Raw genomic sequence first — 19,199 nt, 5'->3', positions numbered from 1 at the left:
CGCGTTGGTCCGCGTTGGCCCCTTCGCTCACGCCCGCTGCATCGCGGCATCAGAGCGCGCGCTTAGAACGAATGCCGCATGCCGATGCGCACGTCAGCCTGCGTGGTCGTGGTGGATGGCGTAAAACTATAGCCGATCACCGCGTCCACGCCTTGCGAAGCCTTCAACCAGTCGCCCGAGATGTAGACGTCCGTGCTCTTCGAAAGCAGGTAATGGAAGCCTGCCGACAGCATGTTCCAGTGGTGCCCGTCGAAGTGCGTGTACTGATAGCCGCCAATCAGGCTCGCCGCCGGGGTGATCTGCCAGTCCGCGCCGCCCTCGGCCACCTGCATGTGCTCGCTCTGCCCGAACGCCTTGAGCTGCGTGTAGGTGAAGTCGCCCATCAGCGTGACGGGTCCCATCACATAGCTCGCACCCACACCGAACGCGCCCTGCTTGTCCACCGGGAACGCCGTATTCGCATAGAGGTCCGTGATCGCGCCCGAGGCGGGATCGACGCTCACGGTGGGCCGGCCGAAGAACGTGCGCGTGCCGATCATTGCGTAGGGGTCGAACGCATAGATGCCCGACGGGTTGTTCAACTGCGTGTACGCCGTGCCCATCGAGAACGCGCCGTTCTGATACTGCGCGCCCACGCTCCATGCACTGCCCGTGTGGAATTGGCCCGGCGTATTGCTGAACGAGTACATGCCGCCGAACTGGAAGCCGCCATAGGTGTTCGACATGAACTTCACGGCGTTCTGCAGATGGTCGCCGTTCATGCGGTCGAAGTCGCCCTGGTTGATGGCGTAGCCGCTCGCCCATGCGCTCACGTTGTACGAGTAGAGCATCTCCTGCGTCATGTCGATCTGGTTGCCGAAGGTGAGCGTGCCCCAGTCGCTTTGCAGACCTACATAAGCCTGACGGCCAAACAGCGAGCCGCCGTTCGAGATCTGTCCATTGCCGAGGTGAAAGCCGCTTTCCAGCTTGAACACGGCCTTGAGCCCGCCGCCGAGGTCTTCGGTGCCCTTCACGCCCCAGCGGTTGCCATACGAAACACCGTCGTCGAACTTCACCTGGTGCGAACCACCCGCGTTGGAGACGTAGGTGACGCCGCCGTCGATGATGCCGTACAGCGTCACGCTGCTTTGCGCATGCGAGGCCATCGGGAGCGCGGCGAGCGAGAGCATCGCCGCCTGCAATGCCGTAAGGAGTACTGTTTTCCGCATTTTATGCGTCGTATTCATGATGTTATGGGAGTAAGCGGGATCAGTTCAGGCCACGGTCGGCTTCGCGCACGAGCTGGCGTTCCTTTTCGAGGTCGAGCGAGCGGCAGGTCCACAGGTAGACCAGCGCGGCCACGGGCAGGCCCACGAGCATCGCGATGTCGGTGCCGCCCAGCATGCGAGCGACCGGTCCGGTGTACATCTCCGTCTTGAAGAACGGAATCATCGCGACGAAGCCCACTGCGTACGCGCTCAGGCCGCGCCAGCTCCAGCGCCCGTAAATGCCGCGCGGGTTGAAGATCTCGCGCACTGAGTAGCTCGAGTGGCGCACGACGAAGAAGTCGATCAGGTTGATCGCGGTCCACGGCGTGAACAGATAGCCGAGGATGCCAAGGAAGTCGCCGAACTTGCCCATGAAGTTATCCGAGGCCGAGAACGCGAGCGAAGTCGCCACGATCGCCACGATGACGAGGCTCACGATACGCTTGGTCGCGCTCGACTTGAGCGGCTTGAACGAGTCGGTGATGCTCAGCAGCGTGAGCGAGGCACCGTAAAAATTCAGGCCCGTGATGGCGAGCAACCCCAGCAACGAGAGCAGCAGCGTGACCGTGCCGAAGCCCGGATAGATCATGTCGCCCGCACGCTGAACGGCGTCCGAGATTTCGATCTGCGAGTTGAGCGCCGCCGCCGCCGTGCCCACCAGCATCATCCAGACGCCGCCGATGAGCGCGCCAAGGAAAGTCCACCAGAAGGTGGCGCGCACGCCGGTATTGGGCGGCAGATACCGCGAGTAGTCCGAAACGTAGATGGACCACGAGAGCTGATAGGCCGCTGCCGAGAAGAGCTGCACGAGGAACGGCGTGGTCTTGAAGCCGGCGAGGCTCAGTTGGCCTGCGGGGAACTGCACCTTCATGCACATGCCGATGCTGAAGATCGTGAGCGCGGCAAGCAGCGCGAACGCGAGCCAGCGCTGCGCCTTGTGGATCAGGTCATAGCCGAACACCGCGAGCACGACCGAAACCACGGTGAAGACGATGTAGCTCAGGTGCGGCTCGGTGCCGAGCAGGTGATGCGCGGTCTGCCCCGCCATGAGCTGGTTGAACGAGTTGTAGCCGATATAGGTGACGAGAGCGACCACCCACACGAGCAGCGCGCCCATGTAGCCGAACTGCGGGCGCGACTGGATCATCTGCGGCAGCCCGAGCTGCGGCCCCTGGCTCGAATGGAACGCCATGAAGAAAGTGCCCAGCACGTTGCCGAGCACGATGGCGATCGCGCTCCACAACAGGTTGCCGCCCATGCTGATACCGATTGCGCCCGCCGCGATGGTCGCGAGGTTCGCATCGCCCGTAAACCATACGGGCCACAGGTGCCAGGCCTTGCCCTTGCGTTCGGCAAGCGGCACGTAATCGATCGAACGCGATTCGATCCGCGATTTGCTGCGCGACGGCTCCTTGGCCAGCGCCTCGGCGATTGCCTCTTGTGACATGTCTCCTCCAGTTGTGGGGTGGCTCGAGCGGTCCCGCACCACGCGGCTCCGCCTCCCACGCCGGTCCCGATACCAGAGGTTCCAGTTCCCTGACACGGCGCGGTTATCCTATGGTTAACATCAAACCATCAGTTAACAATAGTACGCAGCCTGAGGGATTTCGTCTCACTATCGCATCCTCCTATTGACGCCGACGCCAAAAATGCGTTTGCAATGCGCTCGATCAATTTTCATTGATTTCAAACAGTGAGAATAGGCGTTTCGCATCAAACCTTCATTCTTTTGGTACCGCATCGAGGGATAACCCTGATCCACTGCCGGCGAAATTTCCCCTATATTTCCGTTAACCCATAGTTTTGTTGTAACTGTCAGTTAATCACTTCCAGTGCGGCGGACCCCATGACCTACCTCCCGATCGAATTCCACAAGAAACCCGAACTTCCCAAGCTGCCGGCCGACTTCTGCGCCAACCCGGAGCTGGCCTGGACCATCCCGGCCAGCTATTACAACTCCGAGTCGGTCTACAAGGCCGAAGAAAAGAAAATCTTCGAAAACGCGTGGATCTGTGTCGCGCACCGCAGCGAGCTGGCCGAGGCGAACGCCTACGTGACGCGCGAGGTGGTGGGCGAAAGCATCCTGCTCGTGCGCGGCAAGGACAAGGTCCTGCGCGCCTTCTATAACGTCTGCCCGCACCGCGGCCACCAGTTGCTCGAAGGCAGCGGCAAGGCGAAGAACGTTATCACCTGCCCGTACCACGCCTGGGCGTTCAAGCTCGACGGCGCGCTCGCGCACGCCAACAACTGCGATCACGTGGAGTCGTTCGACAAGGAGAATTCCACGCTCGTGCCGGTGCGCGTGGAGGAATACGCAGGCTTCGTGTTCATCAACCTGAACCCGGACGCCGAAGGCGTGGAAGCCCAACTGCCCGGCCTCGAAGCGAGCCTGCGCAAGGCGTGCCCGGTCATCGACGACCTCAAGCTCGCCGCGCGCTTCGTGACCGAAACGCCCGCCAACTGGAAGTCGATCGTCGATAACTACCTCGAGTGCTACCACTGCGGCCCGGCGCACCCTGGCTTCTCGGACTCCGTGAAGATCGACCAGTACACGCACACGTTGCATGGCAACTGGACGGTGCAGTTCGGTCACGCGCAGTCGTCCGAGCGCTCGTTCAAGCTCGATCCGTCCGTCAAGGACCCGAGCTTCAGCGGCTACTGGGCATGGCCGTGCACGATGTTCAACGTGCCGCCGGGCAGCGACTTCATGACGGTCATCTATGAATTCCCGATGAGCGCCGAAGTCACGCTCCAGCACTACGACATCTACTTCCTGAACGACGAGCCGACCGAAGAGCAGCAAAAGCTGATCGAGTGGTATCGCACCGTGTTCCGTCCGGAAGACCTGCGCCTCGTGGAGAGCGTGCAGAAGGGCCTGAAGTCGCGCGGCTATCGCGGCCAGGGCCGCATCATGGTCGACAAGCAGCGCAGCGGCGTCAGCGAGCACGGCATTGCGCACTTCCATAACCTGCTCGCTCAACAGTATCAGGACTGACATGAACGCACCGCAAAATCCCGGCCTGTTCCGGCAGCAGGCGTATATCGACGGCCAATGGCGCAACGCCGACGACGGCGCCACGCTCGACGTCACCAATCCCTCGACCGGCGAGCACATCGCGAGCGTGCCGAACATGGGCGCGAGCGAAGCGCGCGCGGCCATCGAGGCCGCGCACCGTGCCTTTCCCGCCTGGCGCGCGACCACCGCCAAGGAGCGTGCGCGCCTGCTGCGCAACTGGTTCGAGCTCATCATGGCGAACCAGCAAACGCTGGCCGAGCTGATGACGCGTGAGCAGGGCAAACCGGTTGCGGAAGCGCGTGGCGAGATCGCCTACGCCGCCTCGTTCATCGAGTGGTTTGCCGAGCAGGGCAAGCGCATCGACGGCGACGTGATCCCGAGCCCGAACCCCGACCAGCGCCTCGTCGTGACGAAGGAGCCCATCGGCGTGTGCGCCGCCATCACGCCGTGGAACTTCCCGGCCGCGATGATCACCCGCAAGGCCGCGCCGGCGCTGGCAGCGGGCTGCACCATCGTCATCAAGCCCGCCAACGAAACGCCGTTTTCCGCGTTCGCACTGGCGGCGCTCGCCGAGCAAGCCGGCATTCCGGCCGGCGTGATCAACATCGTCACGGGCAAGTCGCGCGAGATCGGCCTCGAAATGACGTCGAGCCCGCTCGTCAAGAAGCTCACGTTCACGGGTTCGACCGAAGTGGGCCGCCTCCTGATGCGCCAGTGCTCGGACACGGTCAAGAAGGTCTCGCTGGAGCTGGGCGGCAACGCGCCGTTCATCGTGTTCGACGACGCGGATCTGGATGCCGCCATCGAAGGCGCACTGGTCTCGAAGTATCGGAACGCGGGTCAAACCTGTGTCTGTGCGAACCGCTTCTACGTGCACGACTCGGTCTACGACGAGTTCTGCCGTCGCTTCGCCGCGCGCGTGGCCGCCTTCAAGGTGGACGACGGTTTTGCCGAGGGCGTGAACATCGGGCCGCTCATCACCGAAGCAGCGCGCAACAAGGTCGACGGCCTCGTGCGCGACGCCGTGGCGCAAGGCGCACGCGTGGTCACGGGCGGCACGCCGCACGCACGCGGCGGCAACTTCTACGCGCCCACCGTGCTCGCCGACGCGAAGCCCGGCATGGCCGTGCTCTCCGAAGAAATCTTCGGGCCGGTCGCGCCCATCGTGCGCTTTTCGAGCGACGCCGAAGTCGTGCAGCTCGCCAACGATTCGATCTACGGACTCGCGGCGTACTTCTACAGCCGCGACATCGGCCGCATCTGGCGCGTGGCCGAGCAACTGGAGTACGGCATCGTCGGCATCAACACGGGCCTGATCTCCAACGAAGTCGCGCCGTTCGGCGGCGTGAAGCAGTCGGGCATCGGCCGCGAAGGCTCGAAGTACGGCATCGAAGACTTTCTGTCGATCAAGTACCTCTGCATGGCAGGCGTCGCGCGATAACACGCGCTGACGTTCGGGCGGGTGCGGTGCGCGCCGCATCCGCTCGTTTTTCCAGATTCAGAATCAACCGCCCGCCCAATCCAGACGGGCAATAACGAAGCAACCCAGGCCGCGCCCATCTTCGGACCAGCACGGCCTGTGGCAAAGGAAGGCACCATGAACGCCCGCGAATCGATCACTGTCGACGTTGTCGCCGTCGAGCAACTCACCCCGCTCATCAAGCGCTTCACGCTCGCGCTGCCCGATGGCGCACCGATGCCGTCGTTCAACGGCGGCGCCCACGTGCTGGTCTCGATGCAGGACGGCGATGCGTGGCACCACAACGCCTATTCGCTGCTGAGCTCGCCGCACGACACGCGCCAGTATCAGATTGCCGTGCGCCGCGAGGACGCGTCGCGCGGCGGCTCGGCGTTCATGCACGACAAGGTGGCGGCCGGCACGCGCCTCGCCATCGGCTCGCCCGCCAACCTGTTCGAGCTGGCGCCCGGCGCGAAGCGCCATGTGTTCATCGCGGGCGGCATCGGCATCACGCCGTTTCTTGCGCAGCTCGCCGAGCATCGCCCCGAGGATCTCGAACTCGAACTGCATTACGCGTACCGCAGCCCCGAGCACGCCGCCTTCGTCGACGAACTGAAGGCCGGCCCGCACACGGCCAACGTGCACTGCTACGTGGATAGCGAAGGCCAGCGCCTCGACCTGCTCCAACTCTTCAAGAGCCTGCCCGCCGACGCGCATGTGTACGTGTGCGGCCCGCAGGGCCTGAACGACGCCGTCTACGCGAACGCCGCGCTGCTCGGCTGGCCGAAGGCGCAACTGCACTCGGAGCAGTTCGCCGCCACCGACACCGCCGGCAAGGCCTTTACGGTGGTGCTCGCAAAGAGCGGCATCGAGCTCGAAGTGGGCGAAGACGAGACCATTCTCAAGGCCATCGAGCGCGCCGGCGTGACGGTGGAGTCGCTGTGCCGCGAAGGCGTGTGCGGCACCTGCGAAGTGGCGATCCTCGAAGGCGAAGCCGACCATCGCGACCAGTATCTCGACGACGACGAAAAGGCCGCGCAAAAGACCCTGTTGCTGTGCGTCTCGCGCTCGCGCACGCCGCGCCTCGTGATCGATCTGTAAATCGAACTGAAAATCGGGACCGGCAGGAAGGCCTCCAGCGAGGCCGTGATGGCGCCCCATGAAACGGCTACAGCGCCGATCCGTTAAACTAGCAGCCAATACGCAGGATAGGCAGGAATACGCGCATCACCGGCGGCATACGTCGCGGCCCGATCGGCGGCCCGCGGCGTATGCCGCCCTTTTCGTTTTCGTTTCGTTTCGTTTTCGTTTGCCGTGCGTTGTTTACTTGTCGCCTGATTTTCGCTTGATCCGTTTGACCGCGCGATTCGTCATAGAGGGGAATGGATGTCCGAGGATACGTTCGCGTTTCGCCTGAAAGTGCTGCTCGAGCACAAGAAGCTGAGTTTGCAGCAAGTGGCCGACGCCGTCGGCATTTCGCGCCCTGCCGTGCACAAATGGACGCGCGGCGGCGAGATCGACTACTCGAACCTGCGCCGCCTCGCGGCGTTCCTCGACGTGAACTGGGTCTGGCTGCGCTACGGCGACGATGCCGTGAAAGATCTCGGCCTCGCGGGCACGACCGAGCTGCCCATGACCGACCTGCGCCGCCGCTACACGGCCGAGATCATGTCGAACGAAGCGCGCATGAAGCAAGCCCAGGAGTCGACCGGCATCGTCACGTGGGAATGGAATCTCGTTACCGATGAGCTCATCTATTCGAGCAACTGCGCACAGGTCTACGGCCGCGAGATCCACAGCAACGAAGAGTTCTGGGAAATCCTGCATCCCGAAGACTCGGCGTGGCTGAACGACGAAGCGCTGAAAGAAGTGGTCGCCAGCAAGGCGCCGCGCGTGTGGGACTTTCGCATCATTTTGCCGGACGGGCAGATCCGCTGGATCGAATCGCGCCTCGCCACGCTGCTCGACGATGCGGGGCGTCCCGTGCGCGTGGTGGGCACCACCATCGACATCAGCGCGCGCAAGCAAGCAGACTTTGTGCTACAGCGGAATCTGCAATTGCTCAACGACGCCGCGCGCATTGCGGGCTTCGGTGCATGGCGCTGGCTGCGCGCGCAGGACGAGCTGATCGTCTCGGACGAATGGTGCCGTCTCTTCGGTGTCGATCCCGCCGAGGCGCCGCGCCATTACGTCGAACTTTCGCGGCACATTCATCCCGACGACCGCGCGGCGCGCGAGGCGGCGGTCAACGACGCGCTCGCACACCGTACGGATTATCGCGTGCTGTATCGCGCTTCTCTTCCCGACGATACGTGGCGGCTCGTGGTGGAGCAAGGCCACGCGCGCGTGGCGCCGCATGGCGAAGACGTGTGGCTCACGGCGCTGTGCCGCGCGGCACAACCCGCCGATATGGTGCCCAATGGCACGGCGGCAGTGCAGCCGGCTGCGGGGGATTGAGGGTTCAGGTCGGGCCGATTGTCTTTAGTGCGGGCTCGGTGGGCCTCGTGGGTTTCTCTTGGCAAAGCCCCGCCAAAGCGGGGCCGTGTCGTTACTTGATAGCTTTACTGTTGGGCGTCATGCCTGGATCGTTGCAGAGGCGTTCGCACCCGTCTTTGCAGATTGGGACGAGCGTTACTGATATCTGATTGAGCGTCGCGTTACCCCTGTCATCAACATCAGGCTCTTTAATGATGCGCTTGTCCACCCAGATATTTTCTTCCTTGACGCCAAGCTGGACTAGATAGTATTTAAGAATTGATGCGCGCTGATCCGCTAGATGTACCGGGTTTTTTTCTTTGATATAGCCGCCCGAATAGACAATTCCGCGAATCTCGACATTCGGCCATTGCTTCGCCGCAAGCATCATATTTGCGATCTTGAGGCGGTCGGAATTCTGAATATTCACCGAGTTAAGCGGCAGGCTGCTTGTCATATCCTCCGAGATAGTGCAGGCGTTCGCGCTAGCCGCGCGTGCAACGAAGAATAACGCAATGAATGCGCGAACCACCCGGGATAGAATGCACTTCTTGAGCATGATTTTTCCTCAATCCTTGAATCCCACGTAACACGCCAAACTATCCGCGTTCCGAATTGCCTTATCTGGGTTGTCTTGCGCCCAGAAAGACAACCCGACCGTAACGCCGTACATATCGTCGGTTGAGTTGAACACGTCTGTAAAGTGTGTGCATTCGTGAATCAGCGTTAATACCTGGCAACCATGCCACAATTGCGACCTCGGAGAAGTGCAAAAGTGCGGGTAGATCGCAATGATACGCTTTTCGGTATCCGGTTTGCAGACCGCTGCGTCGGTTGCACCGTTGTCAGGAAAAATGGTGCAAGTAATGTTTCGTTGCTTCTGTTGGTCCCAACGAATGATGTTTTCCGGCTTCAAGTTCCGCATGACGTCCAGAAGCTTCGGCAATCCAGCCGTCAAGATGCTGCGCGTAGTGCTATCGGAACGACCCAGCCACTTCTTCGCCCGTGCTTGCTCGCTTGCGTCCCATCTTGCCAACGCAGCGATACGCGATTGAATCAATATTACAGCCTCGTCCCGAGATTTTATAATTGAATTCCGGAACTCCTTGTTGCTCATGTTCGAGCAAATCGGCGTTGGGTCAAGAATAACTTCGACGCACGAATCTGGGTTTGTGTTTGTGCATGCGGTATCGTGAGCAATTACCCATTCCGTCTTGTCTGTCATTCTCATTTCTCCAGTTGAAGTCATAGATAGCGTGCGACCCAGATGCCGGACTGATTGGCGCTGGGACTGCTGACACATCGCCCCTGTAATCTTCATAAGTGCAGCTACGCGCGTACACCGCAACAACGCGCGGGTATCGCTCGCATTTGCAGAGCACAATATCGCCGCTTACGGCTTCGAACGCTTTCAACCGATCTTCCGCTCATTTACGTGCCCTCATGATGCTGGGCAACCTCGAAAATGAGACGCTGTGCCGCGTCCGTTGTGATTCTCGATACGTGGCCATATGCGTTCGTGGTGCCTTCTGCCACGACACTTTCCCCGATACGCACGCGATAGCGCACATTCGCGAGCGGTGAACCGCCCGAGTCCTTGACCACAAATTTTTCGTTATACACAGCACTTTGCGCGGGCGTTTTGGTGAACGATGCGGTATTTTCTTCGCCCCGGTCGTGAATCTTCCAATCGCGCCCGTACACCGCGATGATTCGTGGTGGCTCGGCGCACTTGCATAGAACAATATCGTCGCCCACTGCCTGACGCCGCCCGCCGTTGGCAAGATCATTCAGGCGTCTGCGTTCGTTTAACCCCGCACCGTAAGTAATAAGGCCAACGCTATCGCATCTGGAGCAATATGCCTTGTCTCCGATAAAAGCCAGGCGCCGGCGCTTGCCGTCTTCGCCCTGGATCGTTGCGCATCGCTTGCTTGCATACACGTGACTTCCTGGGCCACTTGTCAATGGATCATCTTCGACTGCGGCGTAATAGATGCCAACCATACCGACCTCCCTTGAACCCGAATAGACTCATGCTCGTTCATTCAAATCGACAAAATGCTACTCACCCGTTTCCGATCGAATATCGGGCATCACGACCGACACGGCGCTGCGGCCGGTGAGCTAAATGGGCTTATGGTTTGTCATTCGGGCGATATTCACGCGATGCCGTGAAGCGCAATATAGGATTTGTCCGAAAACAGGAAGCGAGGGTTTTGTTCGTTTTAGGCACTATTGCGCTAATGCCGAGTCCCTGTCTGCGCGAGGGTACCCTGAACAACAGGTAACAAAAAACCCGCACGGGGCGGGTTTCAGTATCGAACAAATCTGTTTGAAATTCGCGGCGATTGTGCCTGCGGGCTAAACAGGATGATTTCAGAAAACACACGAGGCCGGATGTAAAGCCTGGTCGAATCAAGCCCGAATCAAGCCCGATCCGAGCCCATCGCGGGCTCGATTCAATCTCACAGTGCGGCGGCCACTGCCTTGCCCACCTCTGCGGTCTTCGCCGCGCCGCCCATGTCCGGCGTGCGCGGGCCGTCCACGAGCACCTTCTCGATCGCCTGCATGATCGCATCGTGAGCGGCCTTGAACTGCGCGTCGCCGTTGCCGAGGAATTCGAGCATCATCGCACCCGACCAGATCATCGCGATCGGATTGGCGATTTCTTTGCCGAAGATGTCCGGCGCCGAGCCGTGCACCGGCTCGAACAGCGACGGAAACTTGCGCTCCGGGTTCAGGTTCGCCGATGCCGCAAGGCCGATCGTGCCCGTGCACGCGGGGCCGAGGTCGGAAAGAATGTCGCCGAAAAGGTTCGACGCCACCACCACGTCGAAGCGGTCCGGTTGCAGCACGAAGCGTGCGCTCAGGATGTCGATGTGCTGCTTGTCCCACTTCACGTCCGGGTACGCTTCGGCCATCGCGGCCACGCGCTCGTCCCAGTACGGCATGCTGATCGAGATGCCGTTGGACTTCGTGGCCGCCGTGAGCTTCTTGCGGCCGCGCTGGTTCGCGAGTTCGAATGCGTATTTGAGAATGCGGTCCACGCCGTGACGCGTGAACACCGACTCCTGCAGCACGAACTCGCGCTCGGTGCCCTCGAACATCTTGCCGCCCACCGAACTGTATTCGCCTTCGGTGTTCTCGCGCACCACGAAGAAGTCGATGTCGCCGGGCTTGCGGTTGGCGAGCGGGCACGGCACGCCGGGCAACAGGCGCACCGGGCGCAGGTTCACGTACTGGTCGAATTCGCGGCGGAACTTGAGCAGCGACCCCCACAGCGAGATGTGGTCGGGCACCTTGTCGGGCCAGCCCACCGCGCCGAAGTAAATGGCGTCGAAGCCCTTGAGCGTGGCGAACCAGTCGTCCGGCATCATCTTGCCGTGTTCGAGGTAGTAGTCGCAGCTCGCCCACTCGAAGTGCGTGAATTCGATCTTCAGGCCGAACTTCGCGGCCGCTGCCTCCACCACGCGCACGCCCTCGGGCATCACTTCCACGCCAATGCCGTCGCCCGGAATCGCCGCGATCTTGAAGGTCTTGCTCATGTCCTGTTCTCCGTTGCCTCGCACGCCTGGATTGGCGTGCGCTCGATGACTGCAAGGATGCCTCAAAGGACGCCGGAAATAAGCCCCCGTGGCGTGGAGACATTGAACACGAACTGTGAATAATCGGGGCGCGGACGTAAAAAAACGCGGCCCGAAGACCGCGTTGACAGGGTTCTACCACGCTTATCGACCGCCTGCGCCGCTCCCTCAAGCGGCACGGGCGGGAATCACATCAAGCGTTGCGGATCTCGCAGATCAGGTCTGCGAATCCTGCGCCGTTCCATCGTCGGCTTGCTGGGTGCCGTCGTCGGCCTGCTTCTCGTCCTCTTTCTTTTCGACCAGCTTCTCGAGCGCCCCGGCGCCCTCGAAGCCCGCGACCGCTGCGGCCGCTTTCGTCAGGAAGCCGGCGTCCGCGTCGACCTTTTCCGTCGCTTCCACTGCGGCAATCGCGCCTGCGACCTTGCCCACTTCGTCCAGAATACCCATTTGATCCCTCCGGTTGATTGCAGATCGTTTGCCTGAAACTTGCCTGAATATAGGCCGCTGCTGCCGCGCTCTGGCCTCACCACCCATACTGCTCGCCCAGAGCGGTGAGCGTTGATGCATTCTGGGCGTACGCGGTACGCACGGCAATCATATCTCTCAAAAATTGACAATGGTTAACGGTTCAAAAGGCTTACGATTCTTGCGATACCTCATTGGCGTGCTTATACTGAACTTGTCTCCTCCATGTCTCCATCGACATGGTTTAAGCCCGCCTCCGCTGGTCATATCAGCGAATTTTTTTGGCGGGCTTTTTCTTTTCCTCCGCGCGCCATTCGGCACCCCTCCCGGCAAAACCTCGGCAAACGCACGTCAAACGTGCAGCGACTCCGCCGCCCCGCACCGCAACTCCGCTCTGCGCTCTCGCCCACTCCACGTCCCGCGCGGGCTGGCATAATTCACGTTTTATCTTTCAACGCGCTGCCGCAATGAATCTCCATACCTGGTGGCTGTTCCTTGCCACGGTCTTCGTCGTTTGCGCCATTCCTGGCCCCAATATGCTGCTCATCATGTCGCACGGCGCGCAATACGGCATGCGCCGCACCAGCGCGACCATGGGCGGCTGCCTCTCCGCGCTCGTGCTGATGCTGGCCGTCTCGGCCGCCGGCCTTGGCGTGTTCCTCCAGGCGTGGCCGACCATGTTCAACGTGCTGCGCTTCGTGGGCGCGGCGTATCTGGTCTATCTGGGTGTGAAGGCGTGGCGCTCGCCCGTGCGCGAAAGCGGCGCCGATGCCGGTAATGCCATGACCGGGGCGCTCGCGGTTCGTGCCGGGCGTTCGCCGGGCGCGCTGTTCCGCAACGGCTTTCTGGTGGCGAGCAGCAACCCCAAGGCGATCCTGTTCGCGGCAGCGCTGCTGCCGCAGTTCATCGACGCGAGCCGCCCCACGCTGCCGCAGTTCGGCGTGCTGGTGGCGACCTTCGCCGTGTGCGAAGTGAGTTGGTATCTGGTCTACGCGGGCTTTGGCACGCGCATCGGCGCGACGCTCAAGAGCCGCCGCGTGGCGAAGGCGTTCAACCGCGTGACGGGGGGCGTATTCGTTGGCTTCGGCGCGATGATGGCGCTCATGCGGCAGTAAACGAGATACACGCGGGGGTCGTGCCCGCTTTCGACTGCTGCACAGCCTGTCGCCGCCGCGTGACAGGCTTCATTGGGTAGATGAGTATTCAGTTTGGCCTTGGCGCCTAAACGGAAGATAGGATACCGAAACATCTGCTGACCGGTGCTTGTCATGCCTTCCACCGTGCGGAGACGATGTCGATCACCGCCGCGCCGCCGCCCGCGGACAGCCTCAGCCGCCACCAATCCACCTCCGTCACGCGCCGCCCGCCCCGCCACTGTCGTTCACGACGGCGGTCATTTGACGATTAACGTGCGCTCATTTATCGGCAGAATCCGGTCTCTTTATATTAGGGATCGAATATTTCCGGATCAGCGGCACGCTCGGCGTGGGTACTTTCCCGGGTACCCCTGGAAAGGCCATTGCCAATTTTACTAGATATCTAATATAGTGGAGGCACCACCTGTTGATGAAGGCGCGCCGTCGCCGGGAGACATGACATGCTGACCCACCAAGAAAACGAATTGCTGTGCCGCGTCGAGGGCGATGCCCCGATGGGCCAACTGATGCGCCGGCACTGGATGCCGGTTTGCCTGATCGAAGAAGTCAGCGAGCCCGATGGCGCGCCGGTGAAAGCACGCGTATTGGGCGAGGACCTCGTCGTATTCCGCGACTCGGAAGGCCGCGTTGGTGTGCTGGACGAGTACTGCCCGCACCGTCGCGCGTCGCTCGTCTACGGTCGCAATGAAGACGCCGGCCTGCGCTGCCTGTATCACGGCTGGAAGTTCGACGTCGCAGGCAACGTGCTCGAAATGGTTTCCGAGCCGGCAGCGAGCTGCATGACCGACAAAGTCAAACACAAGGCCTATCCGGTGCAGGAATGGGGCGGCATGGTGTGGGCGTACATGGGCCCGCAGGACGCCATCCCCGCGTTCGTGCCGCCGGCCTGGGCGCCGAGCGCCGACACCCGCGTGAGCATCGCGAAGGCGCTGCTGCCATGCAACTGGGCGCAAATCCTCGAAGGCGCGATCGACTCCGCGCACAGCTCCAGCCTGCATTCGTCGGATTTCGTGCCCGCGCGCGTGGGCGGCGCCGAAGCGACCGGAAAGAACTGGCTGCGCCCCTCCACCGACAAGGCGCCGCGCCTGCAGGTCGAGCGCACCGACTACGGCTTCCGTTACGCCGCGTTGCGCCGCCCGATCTTCAACGCCAACTCGCACGACTACGTGCGCTCCACGGTGTTCGTGGCGCCGGGAACGGTGCTGATTCCACCGAACAATCTCTACAACGTCGCGAACATCAACGTGCCGATGGACGACACGAACACGGCGTTCTATTTCATCGCCTGGGGCGATCCGGAGACGACGCCGGAAAACGAAACGTGGCGCAAGTTCCTGCGTCAGCAGGTCGGTGTCGATCTCGACGCTTACTATCGCCCGCTTCGCAATCACGACAATCGCTTCTGGCAGGACCGCGAGGCAATGAAGGCCGGCAATTTCACGGGTATTTCGGGTTTCCCGAACCAGGACATTGCGATGTGGGTCACGATGGGCCCGATTGCGAACCGCTCTGACGAGCGACTCGGCGCAAGCGATCTCGCGATCGTCGAATTCCGCCGCCGCATGATCGACGCGCTCGCCGAATTCCAGAACGACGGCGAAGCCATTGGCACCGGTGCGAAGGCCATTCCCCAGGACGTGTGCTCGTACCAGGCTGTCGTGCCGAAGGAAATCGACTGGCGCACCTATGCCGCGCGTTACGTCAGCAAGAAGAACCCGGAGCCAGCCGACCAGCCGTCCGCGCTCGCAACGGACTATCAGGTCAAGCAATAACGGGAGGCACACGGCCATGGAGCACCGTCGTTTGCGCGTCGGGGTCGCAGGATTGGGACGGGCATTCTCGCTGATGCTGCCGACCTTCCTGCGCGACCCCAGAATCCAGCTCGTCGCCGCGTGCGATCCGCGCGAGGAAGCGCGGCGGCAGTTCGCAGCCGATTTCGCAGCGCCCACCTATGCGGACGTGGCGGATCTGGCGGACGACCCCAACGTCGAAATCATCTACGTTGCGAGTCCGCACCAGTTCCACGCGCGGCATACGGAAATTGCCGCGGCCAAAGGCAAACACGTGCTGGTTGAAAAGCCGATGGCACTCGCCGCTGCGGACTGCGATCGCATGATCGGAGCATGCCGCGCGGCGAACGTGCATCTGATCGTCGGCCATTGCCACAGTTTCGATACGCCGTACCTGCGTACGCGCGAGTTGATCGACCTCCGCGATTTCGGCGCGGTGAAAATGATTCAGGCGGTCAACTATACCGACTACCTGTACCGCCCTCGCCGGCCGGAGGAACTGGCGACAACCGAAGGCGGCGGCGCCGTCTTCAGTCAGGCGGCACACCAGGTCGATATCGTGCGCATGCTCGCCGGTTCGCGCGCGACACGGCTGCGGGCGAGCGTCGGCCGGTGGGACCCATCGCGCCCGACCGAGGGCGCCTACTCGGCGCTGATCTGGTTCGAGAACGGCGCCTATGCCTCGCTCTCGTACAACGGATACGGCCACTTCAACACTGAAGAGTGGAGCGGCTGGATCGGCGAGATGGGCGAGCGCACGAGCCCCGACACGTATGGCAGCGCCCGACGCCGTTTGGAGAACCTGGCGTCGTCGGGCGATGAAGCCAGGCTCAAGGCGGCCGGCACATACGGCGGCTCGGCATACAACCCGCCTTCGTCTGCGGCCGATGAGCCTCGGCGATTTCATCAGCATTTCGGCCCGGTGATCGTGTCTTGCGAACACGCCGACCTGCGCCCACTGCCAGACTCGATCGTCATCTACGGCGACGAGCGGCGCGAAACGCTGCCACTGCCCTCACCGGCCGTACCGCGCGCCGAAGTCATCGACGAGTTGTATGGCGCGGTCGTCGACGGACGCGCACCGCTTCACGATGGCGAATGGGCAAAAGGCACGCTGGAAATCTGCATCGCGATTCTGAAGTCGAGCGAAACGGGCGCCGATATCGTGCTTTGATCGCAGCGCCCAACTTCCAGGAGGCGCATACCCATGCGCCTCCTCTCCCTCCTCTCCCTTCTCTCGTTACCCGGCGAATGCTGCAAAGCGCAGCGAAAAATCAATTGCCCTGACGTTCTTCGTCAGCTTACCTAACGAAATGCGGTCCACGCCGGTCTCGGCGATGGTGCGCAACGTTGCCTCGGTCACACCGCCCGAGACTTCCAGCTCAGCACGCCTTGCGGTGGCACGCACCGCCTCGCGCATCGCCTCGATCGAGAAATTGTCGAGCAGAATCGCCGTGGCGCCCGCAGCCAACGCCTCATTTAACTCATCGAGTGTCTCCACCTCGACCTGGACGGGCACACCCGCACCCAATGCTTCGGTGGCACGAAGCGTCGATGCAATCCCGCCGCCTGCCGCGATATGGTTTTCCTTGATCAGGATGCCATCGTACAGCCCGCGACGATGGTTTTCGCCGCCGCCAATACGCACTGCGTACTTTTGCGCGAGGCGCAAGCCGGGAAGCGTTTTTCGCGTGTCGAGAATCCGCGCGGACGTGCCTTCGACGATCCGCGTCATCACGTTCGTCTCGGTGGCCACGCCAGAAAGCAACTGAATGAAGTTGAGCGCGGTGCGCTCGGCGGTGAGTAGACCGCGCGCCGGGCCAGCGATCCGGCACACGGCCTGCCCTTCGAGCATCCGTTCGCCTTCGCCGACAAACCATTCAATCGCGATGCGCGGGTCGACCTGCTGGAGTGTTTCGTCGAACCACGGCCTGCCGCACAGCAAGGCAGGCTCGCGCACGGTCAGGACGGCTTCGGCTGAAGCGTCGGGGTCGATCAGTAGCGACGTCCAGTCGGCCTCGCCGACATCTTCCGCGAGTGCATCGCGGACGTTGCGCGTCATCGCCGCGCGGGTCATTGCATCCATTTCAGATCCGTATTTTTTAAGCGGGAAAGCGGCATGCAGTGGCCTGCCGTCGTGCCCGTGGTGGATTGGGCACGCCCGTCAATATTATTAGATCTGTAATTAAAATACCACTCGGGATTGCACCCGGGAATGACCTGAAACGCCGCGCTGCCCCTCAATCCTGATCGACTTCTTCCCCGCGTGCCGCGATCAGGTGGCCGACTTCGCGTGTCGACGGCATGCGCAGCGCCGGGTCGTCCGACTCGGATTCGTCGCGTGCCATGTTCTCGATGATCGTTAGCAGCACCTTCCGCGCGACACTGATCTCGGTGCTTTTCAAGCCAGCGACACTGATCTCGTTGACTTCTTCAGCCAGCGGCACAAGCTTTTTTTTCAGGCTCCGGCCGCGCGCGGTGAGATACACATGCGTGTTCTTGCGGTTGCCGGGGGCATAACGACGCTCGACGTAGCCGAGCTTTTCCATCGCCTGCACCGCGCTGAACGTAGTGGGCGTTGTGGTTCCGGTCTCGTCGCTCAACTCTTTTTGCGTAAGCCCGTCTTTGACCCACAGCACCCGCAGGAACGCCCAGTGGCCGAACGACACCTCATGCTGCGCGAGACGCATCTGCAGCCCGCGCACCATCGCGCGGGCTGCATCCTTCACCAGGTGGGCGAGACGATCGTCGGGCACCGCCTCGCGCCAGTGCCGCAAAATGGGGTCCGTGTTCTGCTCACCGGACTTGCCCGTAGAACGTGTTGTTGCCATACATTCCTCACCGCCGTTATGACTGAAGTGCCGACAATTATCGCCTAAACGGGTGGCTGAGCCACTGCCCGCAAGGCGCGCCAGCGCCTCGCACCCGCCGCGATTCGTCGCGATTCGCCGCTCGGAACGTATGGTGAATGCCGGCGCTCACGCCGGTCTGATTCCAGACCATCAGATCTTGAAGCTCTCCAGACTGGCCGGATGGAACAGTTCGGCGGGCTCCACGCGCCTGGCCGACAGCCCTTCCGCATGGTGCTGGGCGAGGAAGCGGTCGATCACGTGCTCGTTCCCGGCGAAACCGTACGACCAGAAGTCCTGGCCCATCAGCCGTCGCGCGTTGCGCAACTGGTCTTCAATGAACGGCAGCGTCACCTTGGTCGCCGAGGTGTCGGACAGACGTGCGAGTGCGACCTCCTTCGACTTCTCGAATGCCTTGACGATCGCGCCGGGCAACCACGGATGCTGCTCGGCAAGTGTCTTGCGGATGCCGAGCGTATGCATGATCGGAAAGAGCTTGCGGCGCTCGTACCACTCGGCCGCGGCCTTCTGCGGATCGTCAAACAGGTATTTCACCTGCGGGTGTCCGCGCTCGAAACACGAAGGCGCGCGCGGGCCGATCACGCCGTCGATCTCCCCCTCGGCGAGCAGGTTCGAAATCGTGCGGCCTTCCGGCGCGTTTTCCAGCACGACGCCCTCGGGCAGCTTGAGCGAGATTTTTTCCACGCGCGTCGGATCTTCGTAACCGCCGCGTACCCAGCGGATATCCGAGGCCTTCACGCCGTACTCTTGCTCGAGAAACATCCGCACCCACACGTTGGCCGTGAGCTGATACTCGGGCACGCCAATGCGTTTGCCCTTGAGATCTTCTGGCCGATCGATGCCGCGATCCGCGCGCACATAGACCGAGCTGTGGCGAAACGCACGCGACGGAAAGATGGGCACAGCAATATACGGCGACGTGCCCGCTGCCGTCTTCACCGAATAGCTGCTGAGCGAAAGCTCGCAAATATCATAGTCGGCATGGCGGAATGCCCGGAAGAAGATCTCTTCTGGATCCTGCAGCATGAACACGGGATCCACGCCGTCGATCTGCACGTCCCCGTCGATCAGCGGGCGCATCCGGTCGTAGTTGCCCACGGCGATAGAGAGTTGAAGCTTGCTCATTTCTGTTCCTT

17 protein-coding genes are annotated in these 19,199 nt (G+C 61.9%); 7 read left to right on the top strand and 10 right to left on the bottom strand.

From position 1 onward, the window contains the following. Positions 1-62: 62 nt before the first annotated feature. Both L5014_RS01220 and L5014_RS01215 read right to left on the bottom strand, forming a co-directional pair. The gene (locus L5014_RS01220) at positions 63-1,169 is read right to left on the bottom strand and encodes a porin (protein WP_238462114.1); all 1,107 of its coding nucleotides are present in this window, start codon (positions 1,167-1,169) and stop codon (positions 63-65) included. Positions 1,170-1,248: 79 nt separating this feature from the next. Next, a complete protein-coding gene (locus tag L5014_RS01215; RefSeq protein WP_238461762.1) occupies positions 1,249-2,694 on the bottom strand; it encodes a purine-cytosine permease family protein in 1,446 nt (481 codons plus the stop codon). A gap of 399 nt (positions 2,695-3,093) precedes the next feature. Between L5014_RS01215 and L5014_RS01210 the strand changes: the two genes are divergently transcribed. The 4 genes from L5014_RS01210 (at position 3,094) to L5014_RS01195 (ending at position 8,179) form a co-directional block, all read left to right on the top strand. Continuing rightward, positions 3,094-4,242, top strand: coding sequence for an aromatic ring-hydroxylating oxygenase subunit alpha (locus L5014_RS01210; RefSeq protein WP_238461761.1), 1,149 nt, complete (start codon positions 3,094-3,096; stop codon positions 4,240-4,242). A 1-nt stretch (position 4,243) separates the two neighbouring features. After that, positions 4,244-5,704 carry an NAD-dependent succinate-semialdehyde dehydrogenase gene (locus L5014_RS01205; protein ID WP_238461760.1) on the top strand — a complete coding sequence of 487 codons (1,461 nt, stop codon included), beginning with the start codon at positions 4,244-4,246 and terminating at the stop codon, positions 5,702-5,704. Between the two features lie 156 nt (positions 5,705-5,860). Further along, positions 5,861-6,823, top strand: coding sequence for a PDR/VanB family oxidoreductase (locus L5014_RS01200; RefSeq protein ID WP_238461759.1), 963 nt, complete (start codon positions 5,861-5,863; stop codon positions 6,821-6,823). A 285-nt stretch (positions 6,824-7,108) separates the two neighbouring features. Continuing rightward, complete coding sequence (locus tag L5014_RS01195; protein WP_238461758.1) at positions 7,109-8,179, top strand: PAS domain-containing protein; 1,071 nt, start codon at positions 7,109-7,111, stop codon at positions 8,177-8,179. A 91-nt stretch (positions 8,180-8,270) separates the two neighbouring features. Here the strand turns inward: L5014_RS01195 and L5014_RS01190 are convergent, their stop codons facing one another. The 5 genes from L5014_RS01190 to L5014_RS01170 form a co-directional block, all read right to left on the bottom strand. Continuing rightward, entirely contained in the window at positions 8,271-8,756 is a 486-nt protein-coding gene (locus tag L5014_RS01190; protein ID WP_238461757.1) for a hypothetical protein, read from the bottom strand. A 9-nt stretch (positions 8,757-8,765) separates the two neighbouring features. After that, on the bottom strand, positions 8,766-9,422 hold the full coding sequence (locus tag L5014_RS01185; protein WP_238461756.1) for a M35 family metalloendopeptidase: 657 nt from the start codon (positions 9,420-9,422) through the stop codon (positions 8,766-8,768). Between the two features lie 206 nt (positions 9,423-9,628). Further along, positions 9,629-10,201: a PAAR domain-containing protein gene (locus L5014_RS01180; RefSeq protein ID WP_238461755.1), complete on the bottom strand. Its 573-nt coding sequence runs from the start codon at positions 10,199-10,201 to the stop codon at positions 9,629-9,631. A 461-nt stretch (positions 10,202-10,662) separates the two neighbouring features. Next, positions 10,663-11,742: a tartrate dehydrogenase gene (locus L5014_RS01175; RefSeq protein ID WP_238461754.1), complete on the bottom strand. Its 1,080-nt coding sequence runs from the start codon at positions 11,740-11,742 to the stop codon at positions 10,663-10,665. A gap of 255 nt (positions 11,743-11,997) precedes the next feature. Beyond that, positions 11,998-12,228 carry a hypothetical protein gene (locus tag L5014_RS01170; RefSeq protein ID WP_238461753.1) on the bottom strand — a complete coding sequence of 77 codons (231 nt, stop codon included), beginning with the start codon at positions 12,226-12,228 and terminating at the stop codon, positions 11,998-12,000. 485 nt (positions 12,229-12,713) lie between these two features. Here L5014_RS01170 and L5014_RS01165 point away from each other — a divergent pair, with 485 nt between their 5' ends. From L5014_RS01165 to L5014_RS01155, 3 genes are all read left to right on the top strand, one after another. After that, complete coding sequence (locus L5014_RS01165) at positions 12,714-13,361, top strand: LysE family translocator (RefSeq protein ID WP_238461752.1); 648 nt, start codon at positions 12,714-12,716, stop codon at positions 13,359-13,361. Positions 13,362-13,843: 482 nt separating this feature from the next. After that, a complete protein-coding gene (locus L5014_RS01160; protein WP_238461751.1) occupies positions 13,844-15,175 on the top strand; it encodes a Rieske 2Fe-2S domain-containing protein in 1,332 nt (443 codons plus the stop codon). A gap of 16 nt (positions 15,176-15,191) precedes the next feature. Continuing rightward, positions 15,192-16,367, top strand: coding sequence for a Gfo/Idh/MocA family protein (locus L5014_RS01155; protein ID WP_238461750.1), 1,176 nt, complete (start codon positions 15,192-15,194; stop codon positions 16,365-16,367). A 66-nt stretch (positions 16,368-16,433) separates the two neighbouring features. Here L5014_RS01155 and nadC read toward each other — a convergent pair whose 3' ends face one another. The 3 genes from nadC to L5014_RS01140 form a co-directional block, all read right to left on the bottom strand. Beyond that, complete coding sequence (nadC, locus tag L5014_RS01150; protein ID WP_238461749.1) at positions 16,434-17,279, bottom strand: carboxylating nicotinate-nucleotide diphosphorylase; 846 nt, start codon at positions 17,277-17,279, stop codon at positions 16,434-16,436. A gap of 154 nt (positions 17,280-17,433) precedes the next feature. Then, complete coding sequence (locus L5014_RS01145; protein ID WP_238461748.1) at positions 17,434-18,024, bottom strand: MarR family winged helix-turn-helix transcriptional regulator; 591 nt, start codon at positions 18,022-18,024, stop codon at positions 17,434-17,436. A 171-nt stretch (positions 18,025-18,195) separates the two neighbouring features. Then, positions 18,196-19,188, bottom strand: coding sequence for an ABC transporter substrate-binding protein (locus L5014_RS01140; RefSeq protein ID WP_238461747.1), 993 nt, complete (start codon positions 19,186-19,188; stop codon positions 18,196-18,198). Positions 19,189-19,199: the final 11 nt, after the last annotated feature.

It is taken from the genome of Paraburkholderia tagetis, from assembly GCF_022213065.1.
Lineage (GTDB): Bacteria > Pseudomonadota > Gammaproteobacteria > Burkholderiales > Burkholderiaceae > Paraburkholderia > Paraburkholderia tagetis.
Note: the sequence above shows the minus strand (reverse complement) of the source record. Positions and strands in the feature narration are given on the sequence as shown.